Annotated in this window: 20 protein-coding genes; 14 read left to right on the top strand and 6 right to left on the bottom strand. The window is 60.2% G+C overall.

Annotated features, from left to right (window positions below; all coding sequences use genetic code 11):
* The gene (locus QP093_RS05435; protein WP_058237610.1) at positions 1 to 210 is read right to left on the bottom strand and encodes a cold-shock protein; all 210 of its coding nucleotides are present in this window, start codon (positions 208 to 210) and stop codon (positions 1 to 3) included.
* Between the two features lie 485 nt (positions 211 to 695).
* Here QP093_RS05435 and QP093_RS05430 point away from each other — a divergent pair, with 485 nt between their 5' ends.
* Genes QP093_RS05430 through rbsK form a run of 4 tightly spaced genes read left to right on the top strand, consistent with a single transcriptional unit; the run spans position 696 to position 5696 of the window.
* Positions 696 to 2258 (top strand): SLC13 family permease, encoded by a 1563-nt coding sequence (locus QP093_RS05430; protein ID WP_285015376.1) that lies wholly within the window; start codon positions 696 to 698, stop codon positions 2256 to 2258.
* Entirely contained in the window at positions 2259 to 4265 is a 2007-nt protein-coding gene (locus tag QP093_RS05425; protein ID WP_285015373.1) for an ATP-binding protein, read from the top strand.
* The gene (locus tag QP093_RS05420) at positions 4262 to 4732 is read left to right on the top strand and encodes a response regulator (protein ID WP_285015371.1); all 471 of its coding nucleotides are present in this window, start codon (positions 4262 to 4264) and stop codon (positions 4730 to 4732) included. The genes QP093_RS05425 and QP093_RS05420 overlap by 4 nt, the downstream gene beginning before the upstream one ends.
* 22 nt (positions 4733 to 4754) lie before the next feature.
* Positions 4755 to 5696, top strand: coding sequence for a ribokinase (rbsK, locus tag QP093_RS05415; protein WP_285015369.1), 942 nt, complete (start codon positions 4755 to 4757; stop codon positions 5694 to 5696).
* Positions 5697 to 5790: 94 nt separating this feature from the next.
* Here the strand turns inward: rbsK and QP093_RS05410 are convergent, their stop codons facing one another.
* Positions 5791 to 6486 (bottom strand): mismatch-specific DNA-glycosylase, encoded by a 696-nt coding sequence (locus QP093_RS05410; protein WP_285015368.1) that lies wholly within the window; start codon positions 6484 to 6486, stop codon positions 5791 to 5793.
* On the bottom strand, positions 6447 to 7733 hold the full coding sequence (locus tag QP093_RS05405; RefSeq protein ID WP_285015364.1) for an ROK family transcriptional regulator: 1287 nt from the start codon (positions 7731 to 7733) through the stop codon (positions 6447 to 6449). The genes QP093_RS05410 and QP093_RS05405 overlap by 40 nt, the downstream gene beginning before the upstream one ends.
* 170 nt (positions 7734 to 7903) lie before the next feature.
* Here QP093_RS05405 and QP093_RS05400 point away from each other — a divergent pair, with 170 nt between their 5' ends.
* The 5 genes from QP093_RS05400 to QP093_RS05380 all read left to right on the top strand — a co-directional run bounded on the left by QP093_RS05400 (position 7904) and on the right by QP093_RS05380 (position 14194).
* Positions 7904 to 9262 (top strand): xylulokinase, encoded by a 1359-nt coding sequence (locus tag QP093_RS05400; RefSeq protein WP_285015362.1) that lies wholly within the window; start codon positions 7904 to 7906, stop codon positions 9260 to 9262.
* A complete protein-coding gene (locus tag QP093_RS05395; protein ID WP_285015359.1) occupies positions 9262 to 10299 on the top strand; it encodes an NAD(P)-dependent alcohol dehydrogenase in 1038 nt (345 codons plus the stop codon). The genes QP093_RS05400 and QP093_RS05395 overlap by 1 nt, the downstream gene beginning before the upstream one ends.
* 94 nt (positions 10300 to 10393) lie before the next feature.
* Positions 10394 to 12421, top strand: coding sequence for a glycoside hydrolase family 31 protein (locus QP093_RS05390; RefSeq protein ID WP_350309964.1), 2028 nt, complete (start codon positions 10394 to 10396; stop codon positions 12419 to 12421).
* Between the two features lie 169 nt (positions 12422 to 12590).
* Positions 12591 to 13052 carry a RidA family protein gene (locus QP093_RS05385; protein ID WP_285015353.1) on the top strand — a complete coding sequence of 154 codons (462 nt, stop codon included), beginning with the start codon at positions 12591 to 12593 and terminating at the stop codon, positions 13050 to 13052.
* A gap of 77 nt (positions 13053 to 13129) precedes the next feature.
* A complete protein-coding gene (locus QP093_RS05380) occupies positions 13130 to 14194 on the top strand; it encodes an NAD-dependent epimerase/dehydratase family protein (RefSeq protein WP_285015352.1) in 1065 nt (354 codons plus the stop codon).
* An 8-nt stretch (positions 14195 to 14202) separates the two neighbouring features.
* Here the strand turns inward: QP093_RS05380 and pntB are convergent, their stop codons facing one another.
* The gene (gene pntB, locus QP093_RS05375; protein WP_285015506.1) at positions 14203 to 15657 is read right to left on the bottom strand and encodes a Re/Si-specific NAD(P)(+) transhydrogenase subunit beta; all 1455 of its coding nucleotides are present in this window, start codon (positions 15655 to 15657) and stop codon (positions 14203 to 14205) included.
* 51 nt (positions 15658 to 15708) lie between these two features.
* Positions 15709 to 17262, bottom strand: coding sequence for a Re/Si-specific NAD(P)(+) transhydrogenase subunit alpha (locus QP093_RS05370; RefSeq protein WP_285015350.1), 1554 nt, complete (start codon positions 17260 to 17262; stop codon positions 15709 to 15711).
* Positions 17263 to 17468: 206 nt separating this feature from the next.
* Between QP093_RS05370 and QP093_RS05365 the strand changes: the two genes are divergently transcribed.
* The 4 genes from QP093_RS05365 to QP093_RS05350 all read left to right on the top strand — a co-directional run bounded on the left by QP093_RS05365 (position 17469) and on the right by QP093_RS05350 (position 22130).
* Positions 17469 to 17954, top strand: coding sequence for an SRPBCC domain-containing protein (locus QP093_RS05365; protein WP_285015348.1), 486 nt, complete (start codon positions 17469 to 17471; stop codon positions 17952 to 17954).
* Between the two features lie 184 nt (positions 17955 to 18138).
* Positions 18139 to 18735, top strand: a complete 597-nt coding sequence (locus tag QP093_RS05360) for an ECF transporter S component (RefSeq protein WP_285015344.1) — start codon at positions 18139 to 18141, stop codon at positions 18733 to 18735.
* On the top strand, positions 18732 to 21167 hold the full coding sequence (locus tag QP093_RS05355; protein WP_285015342.1) for an ATP-binding cassette domain-containing protein: 2436 nt from the start codon (positions 18732 to 18734) through the stop codon (positions 21165 to 21167). Before QP093_RS05360 ends, QP093_RS05355 begins: the two co-directional genes overlap by 4 nt.
* Before the next feature lie 102 nt (positions 21168 to 21269).
* Positions 21270 to 22130, top strand: coding sequence for a class I SAM-dependent methyltransferase (locus QP093_RS05350; RefSeq protein ID WP_285015340.1), 861 nt, complete (start codon positions 21270 to 21272; stop codon positions 22128 to 22130).
* A 64-nt stretch (positions 22131 to 22194) separates the two neighbouring features.
* Here the strand turns inward: QP093_RS05350 and QP093_RS05345 are convergent, their stop codons facing one another.
* A complete protein-coding gene (locus tag QP093_RS05345) occupies positions 22195 to 23292 on the bottom strand; it encodes a Gfo/Idh/MocA family protein (RefSeq protein ID WP_285015337.1) in 1098 nt (365 codons plus the stop codon).
* A 160-nt stretch (positions 23293 to 23452) separates the two neighbouring features.
* Between QP093_RS05345 and QP093_RS05340 the strand changes: the two genes are divergently transcribed.
* Complete coding sequence (locus QP093_RS05340) at positions 23453 to 25162, top strand: alpha/beta hydrolase (protein WP_502929384.1); 1710 nt, start codon at positions 23453 to 23455, stop codon at positions 25160 to 25162.
* The last annotated feature ends 6 nt before the right edge of the window (positions 25163 to 25168 follow it).

Genomic DNA, 25168 nt, shown 5'->3' with positions numbered 1-25168 from the left:
TTACTCCTCGACGCGTTTGATGTGCTCGGCCTGCAGACCCTTCGGGCCCTGCGAGACCTCAAAGTCAACCTTCTCACCCTCGTTGAGAGTGCGGAAGCCTGACGCCTCGATTTGTGAGTAGTGAGCGAACACGTCAGCAGATCCGTCATCGGGAGTGATGAAGCCGTAGCCTTTGTCCGCGTTGAACCATTTAACGACACCAGTGGTCATGAAAGCGCTGTCCTGTCTACAAAAGCCCCTGCGCAGGGGAAAAACCTCGATCCCGGTTGAGACCGACACAGTTTCATGCCCACCGCAAAGCGGAACATAACGACTGCGACATCAACGCTACCGCACATTGGGCTAGAAAAAAGGCAACACAGGTCACAGCTCGGTATCAGTCGACACGGACGCGTTCCGACGCGACTCATGTTTGAGGATCTGACGGGGTACCAGCTTGAGGGGCTCGACGCAACCCTCATGCAGGAGCCCCGATGCCTCATCGTGTGGAAAGTCTGCCGCGTACCTATCGCCCACCGCCCGCCATCCGAAGCCCCCACCACGCCTCAGTCCAGCAGAACCCGCAGCTATGCATCCCCACTCATTGCCGGCCATCCGCTGCCCGGCGCTTGGCGTCTGTCTCTGACGACATGGGACTTTCGTCGGATCCTGGTGTGTGAACCACTTCATAAAGTAGGTACGGAGGTATAGACACAATGACGCGACCCCCATCCCATGACATGCCGCACGCTGACACGCCGCACCCTGACGCGGCTCACACCCACACCGAGCCCAACCCAGTCACGCCAACTTCGATGTCGAAGCGTTTGCGTGGCACACGAAAACAGGCACACGCCAGGCAACGCCCGAGGCGTTCACCGCGCCCCGAATCAGGGCGCCCCGCAACCCTGACCCGCAGCAAACTCGTCGGCCGCATCATCGCGGCCGCTGCCCTTGTGACATTCCTGTTCGTCCAGCTGCCCGGTCTTGATGCGAGCGGCTCACGCATGTTCGGCATTTTCATTGCAGCCATCGCACTGTGGGTCACCGAAGCTATCCCGCTGGCCGCAACGGCAGTTGGCGTCATCTTGATGGAAGTACTCCTGATCTCCAACCAGGCAGTGCTCAGCGTCTCGGAAGAAGCGCCCGCCGCAACCGCCATCTTCGGCTCATTGGCCAACCCCGTCATCATTTTGTTCATGGGCGGATTTATGCTCGCCGACGGAGCCGCCAAATACAACGTTGATAAAGCGCTCTCCGCTCTCATGCTCAAACCTTTCCTGCGTAATGCGCGCATGACCGTCATGGGGGTCATGATGATTACCGCGCTGATGAGCATGTTCATGTCGAACACCGCCACCACCGCCACCATGTTCGCTGTCATGATGCCGGTGATTACAGCCTTGCCGAAGGGACGCGCGAGAACCGGCCTTGCGTTGTCGGTGCCGGTGGCCGCCAATGTCGGTGGCATGGGAACACCTGTGGGCACCCCTCCCAATGCCATCGCTCTGGGCGCCCTTCAAAACCACGGCATCCACGTCACATTCATTGACTGGATGCTGGCCGCAGTTCCGCTCATGCTTGTTGTACTGGTCATCGCCTGGCTGTTCATCGTCTGGCGATATATCCCCTCCGACGTCAAGTTCGACGTCGACACATCCGCAACCTTCGAGCGCACCCCGAAAGCCATCATGTTCTACGTGGTCGCCATGATCACGATCGGCCTGTGGATGACTGAATCGCTCCACCACATTTCCTCCAACACAGTGGGCTTCATCCCTGTCGCCGGTCTGATGATCCTGGGTGTCATGGGCGGCGACGACGTCAAGAAACTCGACTGGCCAGTACTGTGGCTGGTCGCAGGCGGTATCGCCCTGGGAGCGGGAGTGGGAGCAACCGGCCTGGACGAGTGGCTCATCGGCTCGATCTCCTGGCAGGCAATCCCGATGGCGTTACTCTTGCTGACTCTGGCAGCAGTGGGCTGGGTGACCTCGAACGTTATCTCCCACTCCGCGTCCGCCAACTTACTCATCCCGATGGGGATGGGGCTGGCAGCAACGGTCAGCACGTCCCCGAGCCAGATCGCGGTTGTCCTGGCTCTGGGATGCTCGCTGGGGATGTGCCTGCCGATCTCCACCCCACCCAACGCCATCGCGTATTCGACAGGCACGACACCCACCCCCGAAATGGTCAGAGTCGGCATCGTCGTCGGCATCAGTGGCGTCCTTCTGCTCGCCTTCGTCGCTCCGCTCACGTGGCGTGTGCTGGGGGTGCTGTAGGTGATTGACGAGGGCACCCTATCCGCACTCCATCCGCGACGCGCAGATGCCTGCGCCATCCTGGTGATAGGCGACGGGTCGGACGGGATTGCCGCGACACTGGTTGAGGATTTAACGGGTGCTTTCAGCCATATCGAGGTCCGCTCAATCGCCGACATCGACGGCATTGAAGCCGAATGCGCACACCTGGCGAACAGTCGCACCCGCCTCGTCCTGGGATTTGTCACCAGCGAGGTCGGCTCTCTCGACCGCGCCTTCGAGGCGCTGAAGGCATACCCGTGCACGCAGCACAATGAATGGGTGGTGGTGACGCGCAGCCGCACGCACACCGACATGAGCCGCGCCCTGGCCTCGGGGCTGCTGGCATCTGTCATCTCCGTGCCGTGGACCCTTCCGACGCTGGTGGCGCAAAGCTACGGTGCAATCACGCGGCTGCTGTTGCGCTATGAAATGAACGAGGCTGAACGTGAACGAATCGCCGGCACTGTTCCCGACAATGCCGTGCGAGGCCCTGTGCTCTTTGGCCTTGACCACAGTGAACGGGAAGTACTGAATGACCTCCTGGCCGGGGCTGAACGAGTACTGGGGCCGCGCCCCATCCTGGAGGTTGGCCCTCATACCGATCTGACCACGCAGGGTCAGCCCGTGCGCGCTGTGCACCTGGTACTCGACGGTCACGTTGCCCTGCACCGCGATTCCGACCAGGGCGACATTCTGCTGCACCATGCCACATCGGGACCCCTGATCGGGTTGGTGTCCCTGGCGCGCGGCGAAAACGCATTTTTCACGTCGACGACCACCACGCCGGTCAAGGTGGTGCGCCTGACCAATGAACAACTCCAGCTGGTCATCGCTGAAGATCCTCCGATGGCGGCGACGTTGGCTGCCCTCGCCATTCAATCCCTGGCCCGGCGCCTCGTGCGCGCAGAATATCTGCACATCGAAAACCGCATCCTGGTTGACGACCTGCGGCACACGCGCGCAGAACTTGTGGAGCGAGCCCGTTACGCCATGCTCGGTGAACTCAGCGCCGGCATCGCGCACGAACTGAACAATCCGATCACCGCGGTGGACCGGGCTGCCGACCATTTGCGTGACGACATCACAACGCTGATGGACAGTGCCTACGCCGACCATGACCCCAGCGACGAGCTGCGCGCCGCTCATGAAGCCATGACCCGCGCGCTCGACGCACATCCGCGCTCCACCGCCGATGAACGCCGACTGGTCAGTGAATTCATGTCGGAACTGAAAGTCAGCCGTCAGGTCGCTCGCCGCCTGGTGCGAGCAGGGGTACACGATGTGGCAACTGCGCGACCCCTTGTCGCGGCGTCAGCGCCTCCCTCGTATATGACGATGGTGGAGACCGGCGCGCAGATCGGATCCTCGCTGCGCTCGCTGACAGTGGCCGCGGGGCGCGTGGTGCAGTTGACCGATTCCCTGAAGGGCTACGCGCGGCCTGATGGTACCGATGCGCGCATCGTTGACGTGCGTGAAGGGATCGAGGACGTATTGCGTCTGACGGCGCACCGCCTACGCCACGTCGAGGTGCTCCGTGATTTCGAGGGCGAGCCGCTCGTGGTGGGTCATCCGGCCAAACTCGAACAAGTGTGGACGAATGTGTTGGTCAACGCGGCTGAAGCATTCGAAGACGAGGACGAAGCCGATGCCTACGCCCAGCCGGCGCGCGGAGATGAGCCACCGAGTATCACGGTCAGTGCGCGCACAGCAGGGCCGGATGTGGTGGTCGACATCGTGGATAACGGGCCGGGGATTCCCGCCAACGTGCTGGCAAAAATGTTCGAGCCGCATTTCACCACCAAATCGGGGCGCGTTCGTTACGGTCTGGGCATGGGGATGTCGATCTGCCGGTCGATTATCACAGATGCAGGCGGCACCATCAATGTGGCATCTCAGCCCGGACGCACACAGGTCACGATACGTCTGCCGAAAGCTGCCGACTACGAGGACGGCCCTACCCACAGTGAACACAAGGAGAGATCATGACGTTAGCTGTTCTCATACTGGAAGATGAAGCGGAAGTGCGTGACGCTCTGGAACGCGACTGTGACGAGTTCTGGGACACGCTGCGACTGGAGACTGCCGAAGATGTTGACGATGCATGGCAGGCGATCCGCAGCATTGACGAAGACGGCGATGAGCTTGCGCTGGTCCTGGCTGACCACCGTCTTCCCGGACGGAACGGCGTGGACTTCCTGATCGACATGATGGATGAGCCCTCCACGGTCAATACGCGGCGCGTCCTGGTGACCGGTCAGGCCGACCAAAGCGACACGATCCGCGCCTTGAATGAAGCCAGTCTGGACTATTACATCGCCAAGCCGTGGGTACGTGATGAGCTGGTGGCAACGGTGCGCGACCAACTGACCACCTATGTCCTCGAATCAGGTGTTGACCCGTTGCCGTACATGACCGTGCTGGATGCGGTTCGTATTATGGATGCCATGCGATAGTCCCCGCTCACAAGGAGGCATCATGGATATTGCAGTGATCGGGTCGAACAATGTCGACCTCATTACCTACATCGATCGCATGCCCACCGAAGGGGAGACGCTCGAGGCGCCCTCGTTCCAACTGGGGTGCGGTGGCAAGGGGTCGAATCAGGCGGTGGCCGCTGCGCGCCTGGGGTCGCGTGTCCTGATGGTGACCTGCGTAGGCGATGAAATTTTTGCCGACATGACGGTAGAAAACTACCGCAATAACGGCATTGACACGGACCACGTCAAGCGTGCGCACGGCACGTCGGGTGTGGCGCCGATCTTTGTCGATCCACACTCGCGCAACTCCATCCTGATTGTCAAAGGCGCCAATAACGACCTGACTCCTGAGGACGTGGAGGCCTGCCGCGAGCAGATTGCACAGTGCGCACTGATCGTCTGCCAGTTAGAAATCCGTCTGGATACGGTCTATGCGGCGATAGCGCTTGGCGAACAGGTCGGTGTGCCCGTGCTGCTCAATCCCGCTCCCGCCAGCCCTGATTTCAACTTTGACTGGGCGCGGCGCTGCACCTACCTCATGCCCAACGAAAGTGAACTGGCGTTGCTGACCGGTATGCCGTGCGACAGCGATGAAGGTGTTGAGGCTGCGGCGTGCACCCTCGTTGAACACGGCTGCCGACACGTCATCGTCACGCTCGGGTCACGCGGGGCGTGGTGGTTCACGCGGGCCAACGAGGGTGGCTTGCACGTTGCCAGTCAGCGTATTGACGCACTCCGTGTGGATCCGGTGGATACGACTGGAGCAGGGGACGCGTTTATCGGAGCCTTTGCGCACCGGATCGTCCACGGCGATGCAATTGCGAAGGCTCTGGAGTACGCCAACAGCTATGCGGCAATGTCGGTGCTCAAACGCGGCACCCAGTACTCATATGCCACAGCCGACGAATTTGACCGGTGGCGCGCCCAACGCACGCAGTAAGACGCGAGCGGTCCTCAGCACCCAGTTGGGGGATGAGCGGCTATGACGGGACTACCACGCAGAAAGTGTGTCCCGGAGCGGCCCAGCCCGCCGGTCACTCGGGCCGAGTGGCATCTGCCCACACCTGACGCCACTTGTCGGCCAACGAGTCGATATTTTCGTGTGCGTTCAGGCCGCTTGGCTGGGGAACAACCCACAGGGATATGCCGCGCGGCCAGTTGTCAATCGCGTCAACATCTTGCCGCCCGAGCTTTGCGTGAGGCTGCCTGAACGCCGTGCGGTACGCGGTAATTCCGGCAATGGCAACGGCGCGTGGATTCAGGTCGCCAACCCGAGTCACCAAGTGGGCAGCGCCCTCGCGCAGTTCATCGCGACTCAATTCATCTGCGCGTGCAGTGGGCCTGCCGACCAGGTTCGTGATGCCGATTCCGCGTGACAGAATATGTTCCTCATCTTCGGCGCTGAGGCCGCAGGACGCATCGATCTCATAGTCAGTCAGGCCCGCTCGAGCGAGAGAGGGCCAAAAGCGGTTACCCGGTCGCGCGAACGGTGCATTAACGGCCGCAGTCCACAACCCCGGATTGATTCCGACGATCAGGAGCGTCAGTTCAGCTCCACCGCAGTGCGGACCAGGGAGCACATCGTCAAGAGCCAGAGGATCATCGGTGGCAAAGTACGCCAGATCACTCTGGTGTGGCTTGCGTCCACCCAGAGGCGACGGTCGGCGTAAAGACTTCATCGCTATGGCCGTCAGGCACTTTCCTGCGACCGTTCCACGCGTGCCGTCCACGCCATCGGATCATCGACGAGGTGCTGCAGGACTCGGTGTGCAGCGCCGATCGTGGCAAGTGAAGCAGAGTGCTCGGCAATGCGGATTTCAGAGGGGCTGCCGGCAGAGTGGAGGACCCGCGTGCGCAATTCAGGCAGTGCCCGTTCGCGCAGTTCAGAGCCAATGTCAGCGACGGAACCGCCCAACACCACCAAAGGAATGTCGAGCATGTTGATGACGGCAGACAGTGTGCGCCCCAGAGCAGCGCCCCCCTCGTCCAATGCAACGCGGGCAGCAACGTTGCCCGCTTGAGCAGCAGCGACAACATCGACATTTGTCGCGCCACGGGCCAGACCTGCGCGCTCTACCAGTGCGCGCTGGCCGATGTAGGCTTCCAGGCATCCCGTCGCGCCGCATCTGCATGTCGGGCCGGCAGGGTCGGTGGAAATATGTCCGATTTCGCCTGCCCATCCGTGCGAACCGGGCAGGAGAGCGTGGTCAATGATGATGCCTGCGCCAATACCGACTTCACCGGACACGTAAACGAACGAGGGCGGCCCTGATGGGACACCAGGTTGCGGACATGCTACGGCCCACGCTGCCAGGTCGGCCTCGTTCGCGACGGTGACGACACCCAGGTGGGACAGCGGTGCGAGCAGCGTGTGTAACGGCAGGTCACGCCACCCCAGGTTGGGAGCGAGGATCACAGCCTGAGCGGAAACAATGCCGGGCACGGCCAACCCGGTTCCAAGAAACAGTGTGTCGCCTTCTGTCGCGGCATCGGCTTGTGCTTTTACCCGATCAGCCAGCTCCCCCAGAGCGCGCATGGTCTGCTGCGGATCTGAGTCTGAAAAGTCGCCTTCCTGCACGCCTTCTGCCACGATCTGCCCTGACAGGTCCACGATGCGTGCAGCCAGGTAGGAGACGTTGACTTCCAATCCCAGTGCGGTCGCATATCCTTCCCGCGGGGTCAGGCGCACCGCTGGCCTGCCTCGTCGAGCATCAGTTGACGGGTCGAGTTCGGTGACCAGGTGAGCCGAGATGAGCTCGTCCACCAGGCGGGAGACTGTTGCTCGCGTAATGCCAGTTGTCGCCGCGACCGAGGCGCGGGTGACTGCTCCGGGATCGGCCAGGATATAGCGAAAGACGAGGGCGAGATTCATGGCGCGCAACGACTGAGCTTTGACGCCGCCGTTGCCACGTGAGGATGTGCGGGCACTGCGCGGCAGGGAGGTGAGGCGTGATGAGGACTTATGTGCTCGGGTCATTGTTCTCTCACATTCTGGTTATGTGTCAGCGTCGCGACGTGGCCTTATGGGTTGACTATACTCGTTCACCCCGCTATTTTGTTTAGTAACGAAACACAATGGGGTTCTCGTGCACGCCACGCCTCTTCCAAGCAGCGTGAAATTATTCAACATGGAACAAGGAGCTGAACATGACGATGTATGGACCGTACGTTGCGGGCGTGGATACGTCGACCCAATCATGCAAAGTTGTCATCGTGGACGCCCTGCGCGGAACGGTCGTGCGTGAAGGCAAAGCGACGCACCCTGACGGCACGGAAGTGGACCCGCAGGCTTGGTGGGACGCGTTCAACGAGGCCGTCAAAGCAGCAGGTGGCCTGGAGGACGTGGTGGCGCTATCCGTGGGCGGACAGCAGCACGGCATGGTGTGCCTGGACAAAGATGGAGAAGTCATCCGACCCGCCCTGCTGTGGAACGACACGCGTTCAGCCGACGCTGCTCGTGACCTTATTGCCGAATACGGCGAGGGTGACGAGGAAGCCGGTGCCGCGTGGTGGGCTGATGCCACCGGATCAGTGCCCGTCGCCTCGCTGACCGTGACGAAGCTGCGCTGGCTGGCAGACCACGAGCCTGAAAACGCGCGCCGTATAGCAGCTATTTGCCTGCCGCACGACTGGCTGACGTGGAAAATCATGGGAACCGGTCGATTGGAGGATCTGCGCACGGACCGCTCCGATGCGTCGGGTACCGGTTACATGGACCGCGCTACGCCAACCTACCGCCGCGACATCCTTGCCCACGCGTTGCGCATCGACGAGGACGTCGCACGATCCATCATCTTGCCGAAAATCCTCGGACCATGGGACGTGGCCGGACGTGGTGATGAGTCGCGAGGCTGGGGTGAGATCATGCTGGGACCAGGGTGTGGAGACAATGCGGGGTCAGCGCTGGGTGTCGACCTCAAACCCGGTCAGGCTCTGCTGTCACTGGGCACATCCGGAGTTGTTGCCGCCGTGTCAGATCACCCGGTTGCTGACCATTCAGGACTGGTGACCGGCTTTGCCGATGCGACAGGAAACTGGCTGCCATTGGCGTGCACGCTCAATGCCTCGCGCATCATCGACGCAATGATGGCGGTGATCGATGCGGGTTACGACGAGTTTGATAATCTTGCCTTGAGTGTGGACGATGCCGCGGGATTGACTTTAGTGCCCTATTTCGAGGGCGAGCGCACCCCGAACCTGCCTGATGCTACGGCTGAGCTGAAGGGCATGACTCTGAAGAACTCGGATCGCGCTCACGTGGCACGCGCAACGGTGGAAGGACTGCTGAACTTGATGAAGTTCGCTCTGGATGCGGTGCGCGCACTGGATGTGAAGCTCGAACACGTGGTCATGGTCGGCGGCGGAGCGAAATCGCGCGCCGTCCTCGAACTGGCCGAAGAATTCCTCGGCGCAACAGTTACAGTACCCAAGTCGGGAGAATACGTAGCGTTGGGCGCCGCCCGTCAAGCAGCGCGCGTGATGGAACGCGCAGGAAAGGCACAGTGATGACGCAGATTCCACAGACTATGAAAGCCAGCGTCCTGATTCGCCAGGGTCTCATTGAGATGGAGGAACGACCGGTTCCGACACCGGATGCGGACCAGGTGCTGATTCGCGTGGAGTCGGTGGGGGTGTGCGGCTCGGATGTGCACTACTACCACAAGGGCCGCATCGGTGACTTTGTGGTGAACGAGCCGATGATCCTGGGGCACGAAGCCTCCGGAGAGATTGTGGCCGTGGGCGATGACGTGGATCCAGCCCGCATCGGCCAGCGCGTTTCCATCGAGCCGCAACGGTGCTGCCGAGTGTGCGAATACTGCAAGCGCGGAGAATACAACCTGTGCCCCGATATCGAGTTCTACGCGACGCCGCCCATTGACGGAGCCTTTTGCGAATATGTCCTGATTCAGTCCGATTTCGCCTACGAGGTTCCCGACTCCATTTCGTGGGATGCGGCAGCCTTGATGGAACCCCTGAGCGTGGGTATTGCCGGAATCCGCAAAGCCCACGTGAAAGTGGGGGACCGCGTCTTTGTTGCCGGCGCAGGTCCGATCGGTGCGATCGTCATCCAGGTTGCGCGGGCATTTGGCGCTGCCGAGGTGGTCGTCAGTGATCCTGTTGAAGGTCGGCGCGATTTGGCACTGTCGCTGGGAGCAACCCAGGCTGTTGAGCCAGGTGACCCGGCACTAGATGGTCAACACTTTGACGCGTTCATTGACGCGACGGGCGTCACTGCAGCTGTGCAGGACGGCATCATGCGTCTGGCGTCTGGCGGCACCGCAGTGCTGATTGGTATGGGTGACGATGATATGTCTCTGCCGGTTGGATTCATCACCGCGCACGAAATCAACGTGACCGGGATTTTCCGTTACAACAACACGTGGCCCACAGCCATCCACCTGGTAGCCAGTGGAGCGGTCGACCTGGATCGCCTGTGCACTGATCACTACGCCCTCGACGAAGCTGACCAGCCCATCATCAACAAGCCCGCGCCGACCACGCTGAAGTCGATCGTCCATCCCGGACAGATGGCACAACACTAGGAGCCTGAAGCAGGGCTGGCTGAGGGGCTGTTCATGCGTGAAACTGCGTAGTGAAAAGCCGTAATTCATGAATAGTGAATGAAAGGAAAGAGCCTTGCAGCAGGCGTTTGAAAAAGACGGTCTAGGACTACGGTGGCGTGGTGACGGAACAACACTTTCAGTTCAGCCTTGGGGAAAGGACGCAGTCCGTGTGCGTTCACGACTCATGGCAGATGTCATCGAATCGAATTGGGCTCTGCTCGATCAACCTGAAGATCAGGAATCGAGCGTCGAACTCAAGGGCGATGAAGCTGTACTCGAGGTCGGATCGCTACGCGTCATCTTGCGCCAAACCGCGATGTGTGATGGAAAAGTTGGGTACGAGACTTTCCATTGCAGTATCAGTTTTGAGAAAACGGATGGAACACCATTACTGCGTGAAAAGGATCGGGGCGGGTCTCTGGACTTGAAGGCTCGCGATCTGCGTCCCGTTCTTGGCGGCGATATCTCCCTGACAATGTCGTTCGAGTCTCCAGAAGAAGAACATCTGTGGGGAATGGGCCAGTACCAAGAGGGTATCGGTGATCTCAAGGGATGCACTCTTGAACTTGCTCATCGCAACTCCCAGGCGAGCGTTCCTTTTGTGATTTCCAGCAAGGGCTACGGCTTCCTGTGGCACAACCCTGCCATCGGGCAAGTAAGCTTCTCATCGAACGTAACTCAGTGGTCAGCAGAGCGCTGCGATCAACTCGACTACTGGATCACGGCTGGAGACAGCCCGCGGGAAATCAGTAAGGCATATGCCGCGGCAACCGGATTCGCTCCCATGATGCCAGAACACGGACTGGGGTTCTGGCAGTGCAAGCTCCGTTACTGGAACCAGGAGCAGCTCCTTGAAGTCGCGCGAGAACACAAGCGCCGTGGACTGCCCCTGGACGTCATCGTGATCGACTTTTTCCACTGGCCCCACATGGGAGATTATCGCTTCGAGGAGGAATTCTGGCCGGATCCTCAGGCAATGGTTGATGAACTCCATAGCATGGGCGTTGAGCTCATGGTTTCGGTGTGGACCCAGGTTGCGCACGCATCCGAGAACTGGGATGAGCTGAAGAAGAACAACCTGCTAGCACGGGCAGAACGTGGCCTAGATGTCCATATGGCGTTCCAGGGACCGAGCGCTTTCATTGACATGACCAATCCCGAGGCAAGAAAGTTCATCTGGGAGAAGTGCAAAGAAAATTACGGCAAGTACGGCATCAAGATTTTCTGGCTCGATGAGGCTGAGCCTGAATACGGTGCCTACGACTTCGATAACTACCGCTACAACGCTGGCCCCAACGTCAAGGTCGGAAATATCTATCCGCAGAACTACGCCAAAGCGTTCTACGACGGACTGGTTGAATCCGGCACTGACGACGTTGTTAACCTCTTGAGGTGCGCCTGGGCGGGCTCTCAGCGTTACGGTGCTCTTGTGTGGTCTGGTGACATTAGCTCAACATGGAAAGACCTGCGGTGCCAGGTTGCTGCGGGAATCCACATGGGTGCCGCAGGGATCCCGTGGTGGACCACCGACATTGGCGGCTTCCACGATGGTGTCATCACAGATCCGAAATTCAAGGAACTTCTCATCAGGTGGTTCCAGTTCGGAGCTTTCTGCCCAGTGATGAGGCTGCACGGTGACCGACGGCCAGTTGAAGAGGTCAGCGCCAAGGATGGCTCCTACAGACTGCCCAGCGGTGCTGAGAATGAACTCTGGAGCTTTGGAGACGACGTGTATGCCGTGCTTGAGAAGTATATTCATCTGCGCGAAAAGCTCCGCGACTACATGCGAGACGTCATGTTGGAAGCCCATGAAGAAGGACAACCTGTGATGAGAGGGCTCTTCCAGGAATTCCCGCTCGACGAGAAGTGCTGGTCCATTTCCGACCAGTACCTGCTAGGCGGAGACATCCTGGTCGCTCCAGTTCTGGAAGCCGCTGCAACCTCCCGATCGGTGTATCTGCCGGCCGGAGCTTCCTGGACTGACGCGTCAACGGGTGACAAGCACGAAGGCGGTCAGTCGATCGATGTCGAGTGCCCTCTGGACAAGATTCCTGTCTTCCTCCGAGACGACACGCATAGTGAACTAGTTGGCATGATCTAGTTCAACTGGGGTGGGTCGTGACCGCAAGGTTCGCGGCCCACCCTTTTTAATGCGACATGACAGGTGGTTGCTTCAGGTGGAGACATCTCGCGCTGCTGCGTCGCTTTTCTCGAACCAAAATGGTCAAATAAACCTAGTTAGCTGAACAGCTCGAACTAAGGAGATCACAATGGAATCGGTGAGCGCGCGACTGTCGCAGGCAGGATACGAACTTCCGGAAGTTGCAGCACCGGTTGCGGCCTATGTTCCGGCAGTTGAAAACCGCGGAGTGATTCGCACATCAGGCCAGCTGCCATTGGAGAACGGTGAGCTTTCCTGCATTGGTGCAGTCGGAGAGGACGGCGCAGACCCAGACGATGCTTACGAGGCAGCCCGCATCTGCGCGCTCAACGCGCTTGCGGCAGCAGCAAGCGTCGCCGGAGACGTCGACCGCCTGGCACGCGTCGTCAAAGTCACCGGTTTTGTATCTTCCCGCCCAAGCTTCACCGGCCAGGCTGGTGTTCTGAACGGGGCCTCTGACTTCTTCCAGGACATCTTCGGAACGCCTCACGCACGTTCTGCCGTCGGCGTAGCCGCATTGCCGCTCAACGCGTCAGTCGAGGTGGAAGTCGAGTTCGCTCTGAATAACTGAACCCAGCCCACACGTCTTCCCGTCCAGGACGCCCCCTCGGTGTCAACGCGCACTAAGGTGAGAAAAGGGGGATAACGATGCACACGAATGCCACTGAATACCCACGCATTTTAGTCACAGGCTCCAGCGGATATGTGGGAAGCAACCTCGTGCCCGCTTTGGAAGCACGAGGTTATGCCGTGCGTTGTTTCGATCAGGTGGCACCTGCCAGTGGTACGCGGGGCTCCCTCGTTCATGATGGTGTGTGCAGTGCGCAGCGAGAGTATGTCACCGGATCAGTGTTGGAACCCGCCCAGGTGGATGAGGCGATGCGCGGCGTTGATGGTGTCATTCACCTGGCGGCCGCCATCACCTTGAAGAAACGTGACCCCCAGGCGTGGAGGTTGAATTCGGCTGGACCCGGAGTCGTGGCCAGGTCGGCGCTGAAACACCACATCCGAATGGTTCACTGCTCGTCCGTGCATGCCCTCGACAATGCGACTAAAGGGGTCATCATTGAAAAGTCGCCGCCTGCCGGGCCAGATCACCCGCTGTATGACCGCTCAAAGGCGGCAGGAAATCGAGCGGTGCGTCGACAGATCGCGCGTGGACTGGACGCGGTGGTGTGTATGCCGACCGGAATTATTGGGCCGACCGACCCGACACAGTCGCGCGTCAACGAAATCATTTTGGATGCTGCACGAGGCCGGGTACCTGCGGTCGTGGCTGGCGGCTTCGACTGGGTGGATGTACGCGATGTTGCCGGAGGACTGATCGACGCCTTTGAGAAGGGCCAAACCTCGCAGCAGTACTTGTTGTCTGGCGTTCGAGCATCCATGTCGACACTGGTGCGAATCGCTTCCGCGCTCGCAGGACATTCGGGGCGTGCGGTGCCGGTATTTCCGTTGCGGTGGGTGGACTGGCTGGCTCCCGTGGGCGAAAAAATCGGATCGTGGGTCAATTCGGATATTTTCACATCGGCATCGCTGGGTGCCCTTGAGGATCTGCCACACGTTTCAGGCGCGAAAGCGCGCAACGAATGGGACTATCAGCCTCGGTCGCTGGCAGTGACCATTCGCGACTTGCTTGTCGACGTGGGAATCGACGTGGTGGATGATCCCGGTGCCATGGTGGAGATGCGCCGCGATCTTGCCGAGGTGTAACGTACGAGCTAGTTCAACGCAGAAATGATTGCTTCGACTGAGGCTTTGGCATCACCGAAGAGCATGTGTGTGTTGTCCTTGAAGAACAACGGGTTCTGTACACCCGCATAGCCGGTCGCCATCGAACGTTTGAAGACGATGACATCGTGTGCGTCCCACACCTTCAGCACCGGCATTCCCGCAATCGGGGAGCCGGGCTGCTCGGCGGCAGGATTCACCGTGTCATTCGCGCCGATGACGAGGACGACGTCAACATCACCGAAATCATCGTTGACCTCATCCATTTCCATCACGATGTCGTAGGGAACCTTGGCTTCAGCCAGCAGCACGTTCATATGACCGGGCAGGCGACCTGCAACAGGGTGAATACCGAAGCGGACATCCACACCCGTCTCGCGCAGTCGCTTCGTCAGGTCCGCGACTGGATACTGTGCCTGAGCCACTGCCATGCCGTACCCGGGAGTGATCATGACGTGCTGCGCATCCGTCAACATCTCGGCGACACGCGCAGCGTCAATCTCGCGATATTCGCCTGTTTCGTCCGAGGCTGACGCAGTCGCACCTGTCGATCCGAAACCGCCCAGGATGACGGAGATGAACGAACGGTTCATCGCCTTGCACATGATGTAGGACAGGTACGCGCCGGAGGAGCCGACAAGCGCGCCAGTGATAATGAGCAGATCATTGTTGAGCATGAAGCCGGCCGCTGCCGCAGCCCACCCGGAATACGAGTTCAGCATGGACACGACAACGGGCATGTCTCCGCCGCCGATCGCGGCCACCAGGTGCACACCCAGTGCCAGCGCGATGAGAGTCATGATGATTAACGCTGCAATGCCAACTCCGGTGAAACCGTCCTGACGCACGAACAGTACCATCAGGATGAGGCAGACGACGATGGCAGCAAGGTTGATCCAGTTGCGCCCCGGAAGCATCAACGGTGCGCCCGAAATCTTCGCGGACAATTTGAGGTACGCGATGATTGAGCCGGTCAAGGTGACGGCACCGATGAAGATGCCCAGGAACACTTCACCGAGGTGGAATCCTCCCAGCAGAAGCGCATTGGCGTCGGGTGCCAGGTAGGAATTGAACCCCACCAGCACTGCTGCCAGGCCGACAAATGAGTGCAGCAATGCGATCAGTTCCGGCATGCCGGTCATCTGAACGTTGCGTGCCTTCCAGATGCCGATCACTGCGCCGATACTCATTGCGAGCGCAATCAGGATCGCGGTGACGACCACCCCGCGTGCCGGCTGCGACGTGAGAGCCAGGACTATGGTGGCGACCAGCGCAATCGCCATGCCGATGATGCCTGAATTGTTGCCGCGTTGAGCCGTCTCATGACGGGACAGTCCGGCCAGCGCCAGGATGAAGAATATGGCGGCAACAATGTAGGCGAACACAACGAAGTGTGAGACGAAACCGCCCGACAGGAGCTCGGCACCCGGAATTTCAGCTGACATGAGGTCCTGGGGAAACGGTGTGACAAGGTTGGTGAACACGGTAAATCTGCCTCAGTCTTTCTTGAACATCGCGAGCATGCGGTGGGTGACTGTGAAGCCGCCGAAAATGTTGATCGACGCGACGAGTATGGCGGCAAAGGAAATGATCGTGACCAAAACGTTCGACGATCCGATCTGAAGCAGAGCGCCGACCAGGATGATGCCGGAAATCGCGTTCGTCACCGACATGAGCGGCGTATGCAACGAGTGCGTCACGTTCGTAATGACGTAGAACCCGACGACCACTGCAAGCGCCAGCACGATGTAATGGCTGGAGACCATCAGCGGTGACGTCAAAATCAACAGGGCGGCCAAGGCTATCGCCACGACAATTCCGATCACGCGGTTACGCTTGTGGGACGCTTCCTTTCGTGACTCATCAGCCGCTCTGGCAGCGACTGCCGCCGGGTCTTCGCGCGGAGTCGGAGCAGGAGCAGGAGCCGCCGACACGTTGACCGGCGGCGGTGGCCACATCACGTCGCCCTCGTGCGTCACAGTGATGGAGCGAATGATCTCATCATCCATGTCCAGCGTGAGCTGACCATCCTTGTCGGGCGTGGCCAGACGCAGCAGATTCACAATGTTTTGCCCGTACAGCTGGGAGGATTGTGCTGGGAGTCTGCCCGCCAGGTCGGTCAGGCCGATAATGGTGACGCCACCTTCGGTTCGCACAATTTCCCCGGGTGACGTCAGTTCACAGTTACCGCCGTTGGCAGCTGCCATATCCACAATCACGCTGCCCGGACGCATCGCATCAATCGCGTCGGCACTGAGCAGGCGCGGAGCGGCACGCCCCGGAATGTTTGCTGTCGTGATGACAATGTCGGAGCAGGCAGCCTGTTCGGCGTACAGTATTTCAGCTGCGCGCGCCTGATCAGCGTCCATCTCCTTGGCATAACCGTCACTGGATTCCTGACGGCCCACCGGGATCGGAACGAATGTGGCTCCCATCGATTCAACCTGTTCGCCCACCTCGGGACGTACGTCGGTTGCGTAGACTTCAGCGCCCATGGAGTTGGCGGTGCCGATCGCTGCCAGACCGGCAACTCCCGCACCGATCACATAGATACGTGCCGGCGGCATCTTGCCGGCCGCGGTGACCTGACCGGTGAAGAGGCGGCCAAACTGATGAGCAGCTTCAACGACGGCTCGATATCCGGCGACATTGGCTTGGGAGGACAGGACATCCATCGCCTGAGCACGGGAAATTCTCGGCACAGTGTCCATAGCCAGCGCGGTGATGTTCGCCCTCGCCAATTCGTCGACCAGTTCGGGGTGGCGCGCGGGTGCCAGGCGGGAAATCAGTGTTGCGCCCGACTGCATCGCCGCGATCTGCTCGCTTGTGGGGGCGTCGAGAGTGAGGACAATGTCGGCACCCCACGCGCCGCGGTCATCGACGAGGGTGGCTCCCGCATCTTCGAATAATGAATCAGGAAATTGAGCGGTTTGCCCAGCGCCTCGTTGTACGCACACGTCGAAACCCAGTTTCTTGAGCTTGGTGACGGTGTCAGGGGTGGCTGCGACAAGTGGCTGATCAGCATTGCTGGCTGGTACTCCGACGAGCACACGTACTCCTTTGTTCAAGCAGCGACTGTGCGATGCTCGTGGCACGCGCACAGAAAGGTGTTGTGAAGAAGGCACAGCGCAAAGTTGAGCGTTGCGCCGCATTCACGTCTTTATCGTATCGGTGGAAACCGTCATGCGCCGCATCTTTGATCTGCTAATGCGTCAAAAGCTGGAAAGTCGTGGTGGGCAACGATTACCGTTAAGACATGAATTACTTCGACGACGATGACGAATCAATGGACAAGGTGGACAACCTCGACGCGGTTGAAGCAGACATTTCAATTGCAGCGGACCTCGAATCCGTATGGAAAGCGGTCAGCGAGCCGGGCTGGTGGGTCAACGACGGGCCATTCGGCGACCATGAATTTGAACGCGGCGAGGACGGCCTGTACCGTATCGAAGATCCGGATGCCGGTGCATGGCTGATCGAAAAGGAAGATGAAGATCCGATGGATCTCATTTCCTTCCGGTGGTACCCGCTGGCAGGGGACGAATTCCCTGAAGAACGCACCACGCGCGTGGAAGTGTCACTGTCCGAGAAGGACAGCTTGGTGCAGGTGCACGTCGAGGAATCAGATATTACATCCGTCAGCGATGACGAGGCTGAAGTGCGCCAGGCATGGGAAGACGCGCAGGGCACGTGGGATGTTGTCCTGCCGGCACTGAAGGCCTACCTGGAAGGCGCAGCCTGAGGCTGTGCTACTGAGCCAGCACGTACTATACTCACGTTTACTGCCACGGGAGCCCAGTTGTGCTGGGTTGAGAGGAGGGGGAACAAGGCCCCTCGACCGTTGAACCTGATCCGGGTTAAAACCGGCGAAGGAAGGCTCTCTTCTCGTGCGCGTCTTCAAGGTCATACACGAGAAAGAGGACACGATGACTGACCAGAAGCCGCGCCTGAGCTGGCGCGTTGTTGATTTTGTGACAGCTGCAATCCTCGCGGTAGCCTGCGGCTGCATTTTCCTGCTGTGGAACCAGCCCGGTGATTTATGGACCAAAGCGATGGATGCCCTCACCCCGGGTCTGGGCGGAATCGCCGTTGGAATCTGGCTGATTGGCGGTGTTCTGGGTGGCCTCATCATCCGCAAACCTGGTGGCGCACTGTTCGTTGAACTCCTGGCAGCATGTATGTCCGCAGCTCTGGGATCACAATGGGGCATCGGCGCGGTGTATTCAGGCATCGTGCAGGGACTCGGAGCTGAACTGATCCTCCTGATTGTTCTGTACCGCCGCTTCACATTGCCGATCGGCATTCTGACCGGTATGGGTTCAGCTCTGGGTGCATTCGTCTGGGAATTCATCGCCTACAACCACGCCAAAGGCGCACTGTTCAACGTCACGTACTTCATCACCACGCAGATCTCCGGCGCATTGCTGGCAGGCCTGCTCGGATGGTTCATCGTGCGCGGACTGGCTCAGACCGGCGCGCTTGACCGTTTCGCAGCTGGACGCGAGCGCCACGAACTCGTATGAGTCCGGAGGCAACTACCCGCGTGGATATCGGAGCCTCCGTTCACATCGACAGATGGGGGTGGCGGCACGCCGGTAGACGCGCATGGGCACTGAATCAGATCACCCTCGACATCAGGCCCGGCGAACACGTCCTCGTACTGGGGGCATCCGGGTCCGGCAAGTCAACACTGCTGTGCGGTATTGCCGGCGTACTCGGAGGTGACGACGAGGGTGAATCTCGCGGCACACTCACTGTCGACGGAGCTCGCCCGGAACAAATGCGTGGCTCCATCGGTCTGGTTATGCAGGACCCGGAAGCACAGGTCGTGCTGGCGCGAGCCGGTGACGACGTCGCATTCGGATGCGAGAACCTGGCGGTGGAGCGTGATGAAATCTGGCAGCGCGTCGACCAGTCGCTGCACACTGTGAACCTGGATATTCCGTTGGACTATCCAACATCAAAACTATCCGGTGGGCAGAAACAGCGTCTTGCACTGGCAAGCGTGCTCGCCATGGATCCGCGCTTGCTGCTCCTGGATGAGCCGACGGCCAATCTGGATCCGCAGGGCGTTCAGCAGGTCCGCAACGCGACCCGCGCAGTACTGGAACGTACCGGTGCCACAGCGATCATCATCGAGCACCGCGTTGACGTCTGGATGGAGCTGATTGACCGCGTCATCGTGGTGATCGACGGCGCAATCGGTGCTGACGGCACCGTGCAGGAAGTCCTGCATGACCAGGCTGATTACCTGCGTGAATGCGGGATCTGGCTGCCTGGTGACGAAGAAGCGGTGATCGGTGACAGTCGGCGTGACGTACGCAATCAGCACACTGACAGCATCGTGAGTGGCAGCCAGGCTGATCCGGTCGCCACCAACACAGATGCCATCACTGTCAGTGACCTGGCCATCGGATACGACCCGGATCATCCCATTCGGCGCGACATTTCGATGCGTATTCCGCAGGGCAAATGCACCTGCATTGTCGGCGGGAACGGGTTGGGAAAGACAACACTGGCTTTGACGATGGTCGGCCTGCTCAAGCCGCTTGATGGCATGGTGCGAATTGATCCGACGCGCCCTGCAGCATCGGATAAGACGTCCGCATCCGGTAAGACTCCCGAACGGACAGCTTCACGCTGCCCTGAATCCACCGACCCGTACGAGTGGCATTCGCCGGATCTGGTCGGACGATTGTCCATGGTGTTTCAGGAACCCGAATATCAGTTCGTCTGCCGCACTGTTCAAGAAGAGCTGGAACTTGGACCAACACTGGCTAAGTGTGACTCCGACCAGCGCGACGAACAGGTTAAACGTTTCCTGAAAGCTCTGAAACTTGAGCACCTTGCTCGTGCGAATCCCATGACACTGTCCGGTGGAGAAAAACGCCGCCTGTCGGTGGCGACCGCACTGATTAGCGCACCGGACATTGTGATCGTCGATGAGCCGACCTTTGGACAGGACCGCTCCACGTGGGTGGAACTGGTGATACTGCTGCGCTCAGTGGTCGATGCCGGCGCCACGCTCGTGGCGATCACGCACGACCACTCATTTGTTGAAGCAATGGCGGACAACGTCATTGATCTGAGCGAAGTTGGAACCGACGCACGCACAGATCCGGCATCTGCCGGTGGTAGTGAGAGCACAGATGGCGTGGACGCCCTCGGCAATGAGGGGCATTCGCGTGCACACAAGCGAGGCGCATTGCTCAAGAAGGTCAACCCGGTGACGCAGGTGCTGGGAATCGCTGCAATGACGACCCCGCTGATCGCTTCCATTGACACAGTCAGTGCAGGCATTGCGCTGATCTGTGAACTGCTGCTTCTCCCACTGGTGGGAATCAGTGCGAAACAGATGGCAGTGAGGATGATTCCGGTCCTCATAGCCGCACCGTTGGCATCAGTGTCAATGCTCCTGTACGCCGACCCGGGTGGAACGCTGTACTGGCACTGGGGGCCGATGGCGATCAGTGACCGCTCCATCGCGTTGGCAGCAGGAATATTCCTTCGTGTCATCGCCGTCGCAATGCCGGCGATCGTTGTGTTCTCACGCATCGACCCGACCGACATGGCAGATGGACTCGGACAGATACTGCACCTGCCGGCACGCCCCGTGCTGGCATCACTGGCAGGTGTCCGTATGGCCGGACTCATGATGGCCGACTGGAAAGCGCTCATGCAGGCTCGGCGCATGCGCGGCCTCGGTGACGCCAACAGGTTCATCGCGTTCTTCCAGGGAGCGTTCGCACTGCTCGTCTTTGCGCTGCGCCGCTCCGCCAAACTGTCGGTGACGATGGAAGCACGAGGATTCGGTGCAGATACGCGGCGCACCTGGGCGCGCCCCTCCACAGTCAGCTGGGCGGACATGGTCTTCATGGTGCTGTGCATCGCGATCCCGGTGATCGCACTGACCACAGCAATCCGTTTCGGCTGTTTCGAATCAGTCGGCACCTGAACAGGAACGAAGACAGACGAGCCGGCCGCAGGTACCTCACTGGGTACAGCGCCGGCTCGTCGGTCTGTCTGCGGCGCATCACCCATGCAGTAGGCTGACTGAGTGCCGACTTCCCATATTGCCAAAACTGACGACGTCAACCCTTTCGAGCGTGCCACGTCCTCGTATGGGCACATCCGCCCCGGATACCCGGCTGCAGCGGTCGACACACTGATCGGTGCCTGCGAGGCGAGCGGCCTGCAGACCGGGTCGCCAGTGCGTATCGCAGACATCGGTGCCGGCACAGGAAAAATGACGTTCGCACTGGCACGGCGCGAAGTCGACGTTGTTGCCGTTGAACCGGCCCGGGCAATGCGCGATCAACTCACCGGCGTTCTTCATGGGCATGACGTCGCCGACATTTCGGTCATGAACGAGGGCGACCCAGCTGCGGATGGAACACCATGGCATCAGGCGCACTCAGGGCTTATCCGCGTGATTGATGGAACCGGGGAGCGGACCACATTGCCGGATCGAAGTGTCGACGGTGCAGTATTTGCACAGTCGTGGCACTGGGTCGATGCGCATGAGGCGAGCGCCGAGCTGGCGCGAATTGTTCGACCTGGCGGCGTGGTGGCAGCAGTGTTCAACCAGATGGATGTGCGGATGCCGTGGGTGCACCGCCTGACACGGATCATGCGTTCGGGCGACGTGCACCGGCCCGACAAACCACCCAGGTGGGACCCGCCGATCACACCGGCGACGCTGCATACCTGCAGGTGGATGCACGTCTTACTGCCCGAACAGGTGATGGAACTGGCACGCACCCGCTCCTCGTACCTGCGGGCGAGCACGGCCATGCGCAAACGCATGCAACGCAACCTGCACTGGTACCTGTACGAACACCTGCGCTACGAAAGCGACCAGTGGGTGTCCATCCCTGTCGTCACGATGACGTGGATTGCGCGCAACGGACTCAACTAAGGTGTGCCGGCAGCTCTAACAGTGATGCCGGGGCGATTCTTACGCGCTGCCACCAGCGCAAACCCTACCCATTAATTCCAGGATGGCGGATGTCGAGCTGGGCACGCACCTGATCGATCATGTCCATGACCTCCACCGTTGTGCGCCACGGCATCACACTGCTTTGGGTGTGACCCTGAGCCAGGCAGCGCGCCACTTCAGCCGCTTCATACTGGAAGCCGCCGGGAATGCGGGCATCCCACTGTTCCACGACTTCGGTCCCCTCGTCATCCCACGTGCGCAATTGCAGGATACCGGGCTGGTAGAACTGCTCAGGCAACTCCAGGCACCCACCTGCACAAACCACTTCGGCCGCTGTAGCTGAACGCGCATCCATCGCGGCGCGAGCCACACCCAGCGCATCGCCTGCGCGCACAGTAACAACCTCAGCGGTGTCAAGGTGATCAGGACGCATCCGGCCGTGCGCCGACAGCTCCTCGGGCGCACCGAGCACCTGATGGACAAAAGACAGGGAATACACGCCCAGATCCAGCACGGCTCCGCCACCCAGCTCAGGGCGAATGAGGCGCGGAACGTCAAGGAGGCGCTGTCCGTGATCAGCATGAACCGAATGCACCGCTCCCAGACCCCCTCCGGCGAGGATGGCGCGAAGAACGTGATGGTGAGGCAAGTGGCGCATCCACATAGCCTCCATCGCAAACAGGTGCGCTCGTTCAGCCGCATCGAAAACATCGCGTGCCTGCTGTGCCGTCATCGTGAACGGCTTTTCCACCAGCACAGGTTTGCCCGCACGCAGAGCCATCAGCGCGCAACGTGCATGGTAGGGGTGGATCGTCGACACATACACCGCGTCCACGTCATCGCACGCCACGAGTTCCTCGTACGAATCCACAGCCCGCTCGACGCCATTGTCACGTGCAAACGCCTTTGCCCTGGACGGTTCGCGGGCAGCGACCGCGACGACGCGTGAAGTCGTGTACGAATTGATCGCGGTACACATCGTGCGGGCAATGCCGCTGGCACCAATGATTCCCCACCGAATACTGGGAGCATCCATCGGGTCAGGGATGTGCACGTCGCCAGCCAGGCGGCGCATCGCGGGCGGCAACTCCGGGAGGGTTTGATGAGGGGACGAGGGTGTCTTCGATGCATTTGCTGTCATAATTTGATTCTGTCACATATGTGTGCCGACTACGTGCGGTCGAAGGTGGCGCCACCGTCAGGTGAATCGTGGTGATGCGGTGCGATGTTCGTACAATAAAGAGGACACGGACGTGAACGTATCCCCATGTCTTACATCCCATGCAACACGGAGGTGACGGGTGCTCGACAGTCCATCCCTGCTCGGCATTATCGCCGCGCTAGTGATGTACGCAGTGTCCGTGTCGCCGTCCCTTCTGCCCAGATCCTGGTGGTGGCAATCCGTCGTGTCCGGCGTTCTGGCATCGCTCGGATACGTGGTGGGAGTGGTGATCGAGAGCGCGGGAACGTTAATTTTGCGCCTGACTGACTTAACCATCAGTGCCTCGCCTGCCACCGAGACCGGGTTGCGGTGGGCCGCATTCCTTATTTTCATGATCTGGTTCATCCGATCAGTCGTTCAGTCATTCATCCACGCCCGCTCAGCTGCGCAACTGGTGGACATGCCCGGTCCGCGAATCAGCTCCATTGTGCTGGGACTGCTCGGAGCATTTGTGCTCTTCCACGTGATCATCGGTGTACTGGATGCGTTGCTGTGGATGTTGGCTACCCTGGTCACTTTCCTGGCGCGATGGATACCGGTGTGGATCGCGTTGGCGGTGGGATGCGCAATCATCGTGGCGCTGCTGATCCTGTTGACCTCAAAAGTGATTATCGCTGGAGGTGTCACGTTCTTTTCCCGAAAGGCATGGGAAATGAACAACCGCACCGCCAAAGGGATCTTTCGTCCCGAGGTGCCCGAACGATCCGGATCCCACCATTCCCTGGTGTCGTGGGCATCCGTTGGCGGTCAGGGCCGCGTGTTTTTGGGACGAGGCCCCTCGCGCCACGACATTGAAGAGGTGACCGGGCGCGAGGCCCTCGAACCTATTCGCGTCTACGCCGGCATGCCGACAGGCGGGCAGACCCTCGCTGACGCAGCTGACATGGTGGTGCGCGAATTGGAACGCACCGGTGCATTCGAGCGGGCGGTCATCGCCGTCAATACGTCAACGGGATCCGGCTGGGTTGACGAGTGGGAAGTGCAGCCTCTGGAGTACCTGGCCTGCGGCAACTGCGCCACAGCGTCGATGCAGTATTCCTACGCGCCCTCGTCCCTGCATTGGATGACCGGATTGGACCACTGCGTCGAAGCCGCGATCATGCTGTACCAGGCAGTCAAGAAGGCAGTGGACGGTCTGCCTGCTAATCAGCGGCCGGCGTTGTATATCACTGGAGAGTCGCTCGGCGCATTCGCCTCACAGGCTGTGTATACCGACCTGGCCGATGTGATGCGTCAGGTGGACGGTGCGCTGTGGGTGGGGACGCCCTCGTTCACCCCGATGCATCAGGAGCTGACAGAAAAGAGGCATCGCGGATCGCCCGAGGTGGCACCTGTCGTGGACAACGCGCGGCATGTGCGCTTTGCGACAGGTCCGGAGGATCTGCGCCACGATATATACGGCCGTGAACTCGGGCCGTGGCACTTCCCGCGCATCATCTACGCACAACACCCGTCCGACCCGGTGGTGTGGTGGACGGGCCGCCTGGCGTGGTACCAGCCGGACTGGATGCGTGAAAAAGCCGGTCGCGACGTGTCACCGTCCATGGAGTACACCCGTATCGGGACATACCTGCAGGTGCTGGCTGATTTGCCGGTGGCGGGTCGGGCACCCGGTGGGCACGGGCACACCTACCACCACGAACTGATCCCCATGTGGAAGGAACTGCTGGGGCTTGGGGACGCAGAACGTCCCAACACGCTGCCCGATGGCCAGTGGGCTGATGATGCGATGCTGCGGAGGATCGGGCACGCCATTTCCGCCAACATTGCGCTGTCCGAACGCCAGTAGGCGGCG

It is taken from the genome of Pauljensenia sp. UMB10120, from assembly GCF_030212035.1.
Classification (GTDB): Bacteria; Actinomycetota; Actinomycetes; order Actinomycetales; family Actinomycetaceae; genus Pauljensenia; species Pauljensenia radingae_A.
The sequence above is the reverse complement of the archived record's forward strand: the minus strand, read 5'-3'. Positions and strand labels throughout refer to the sequence as shown.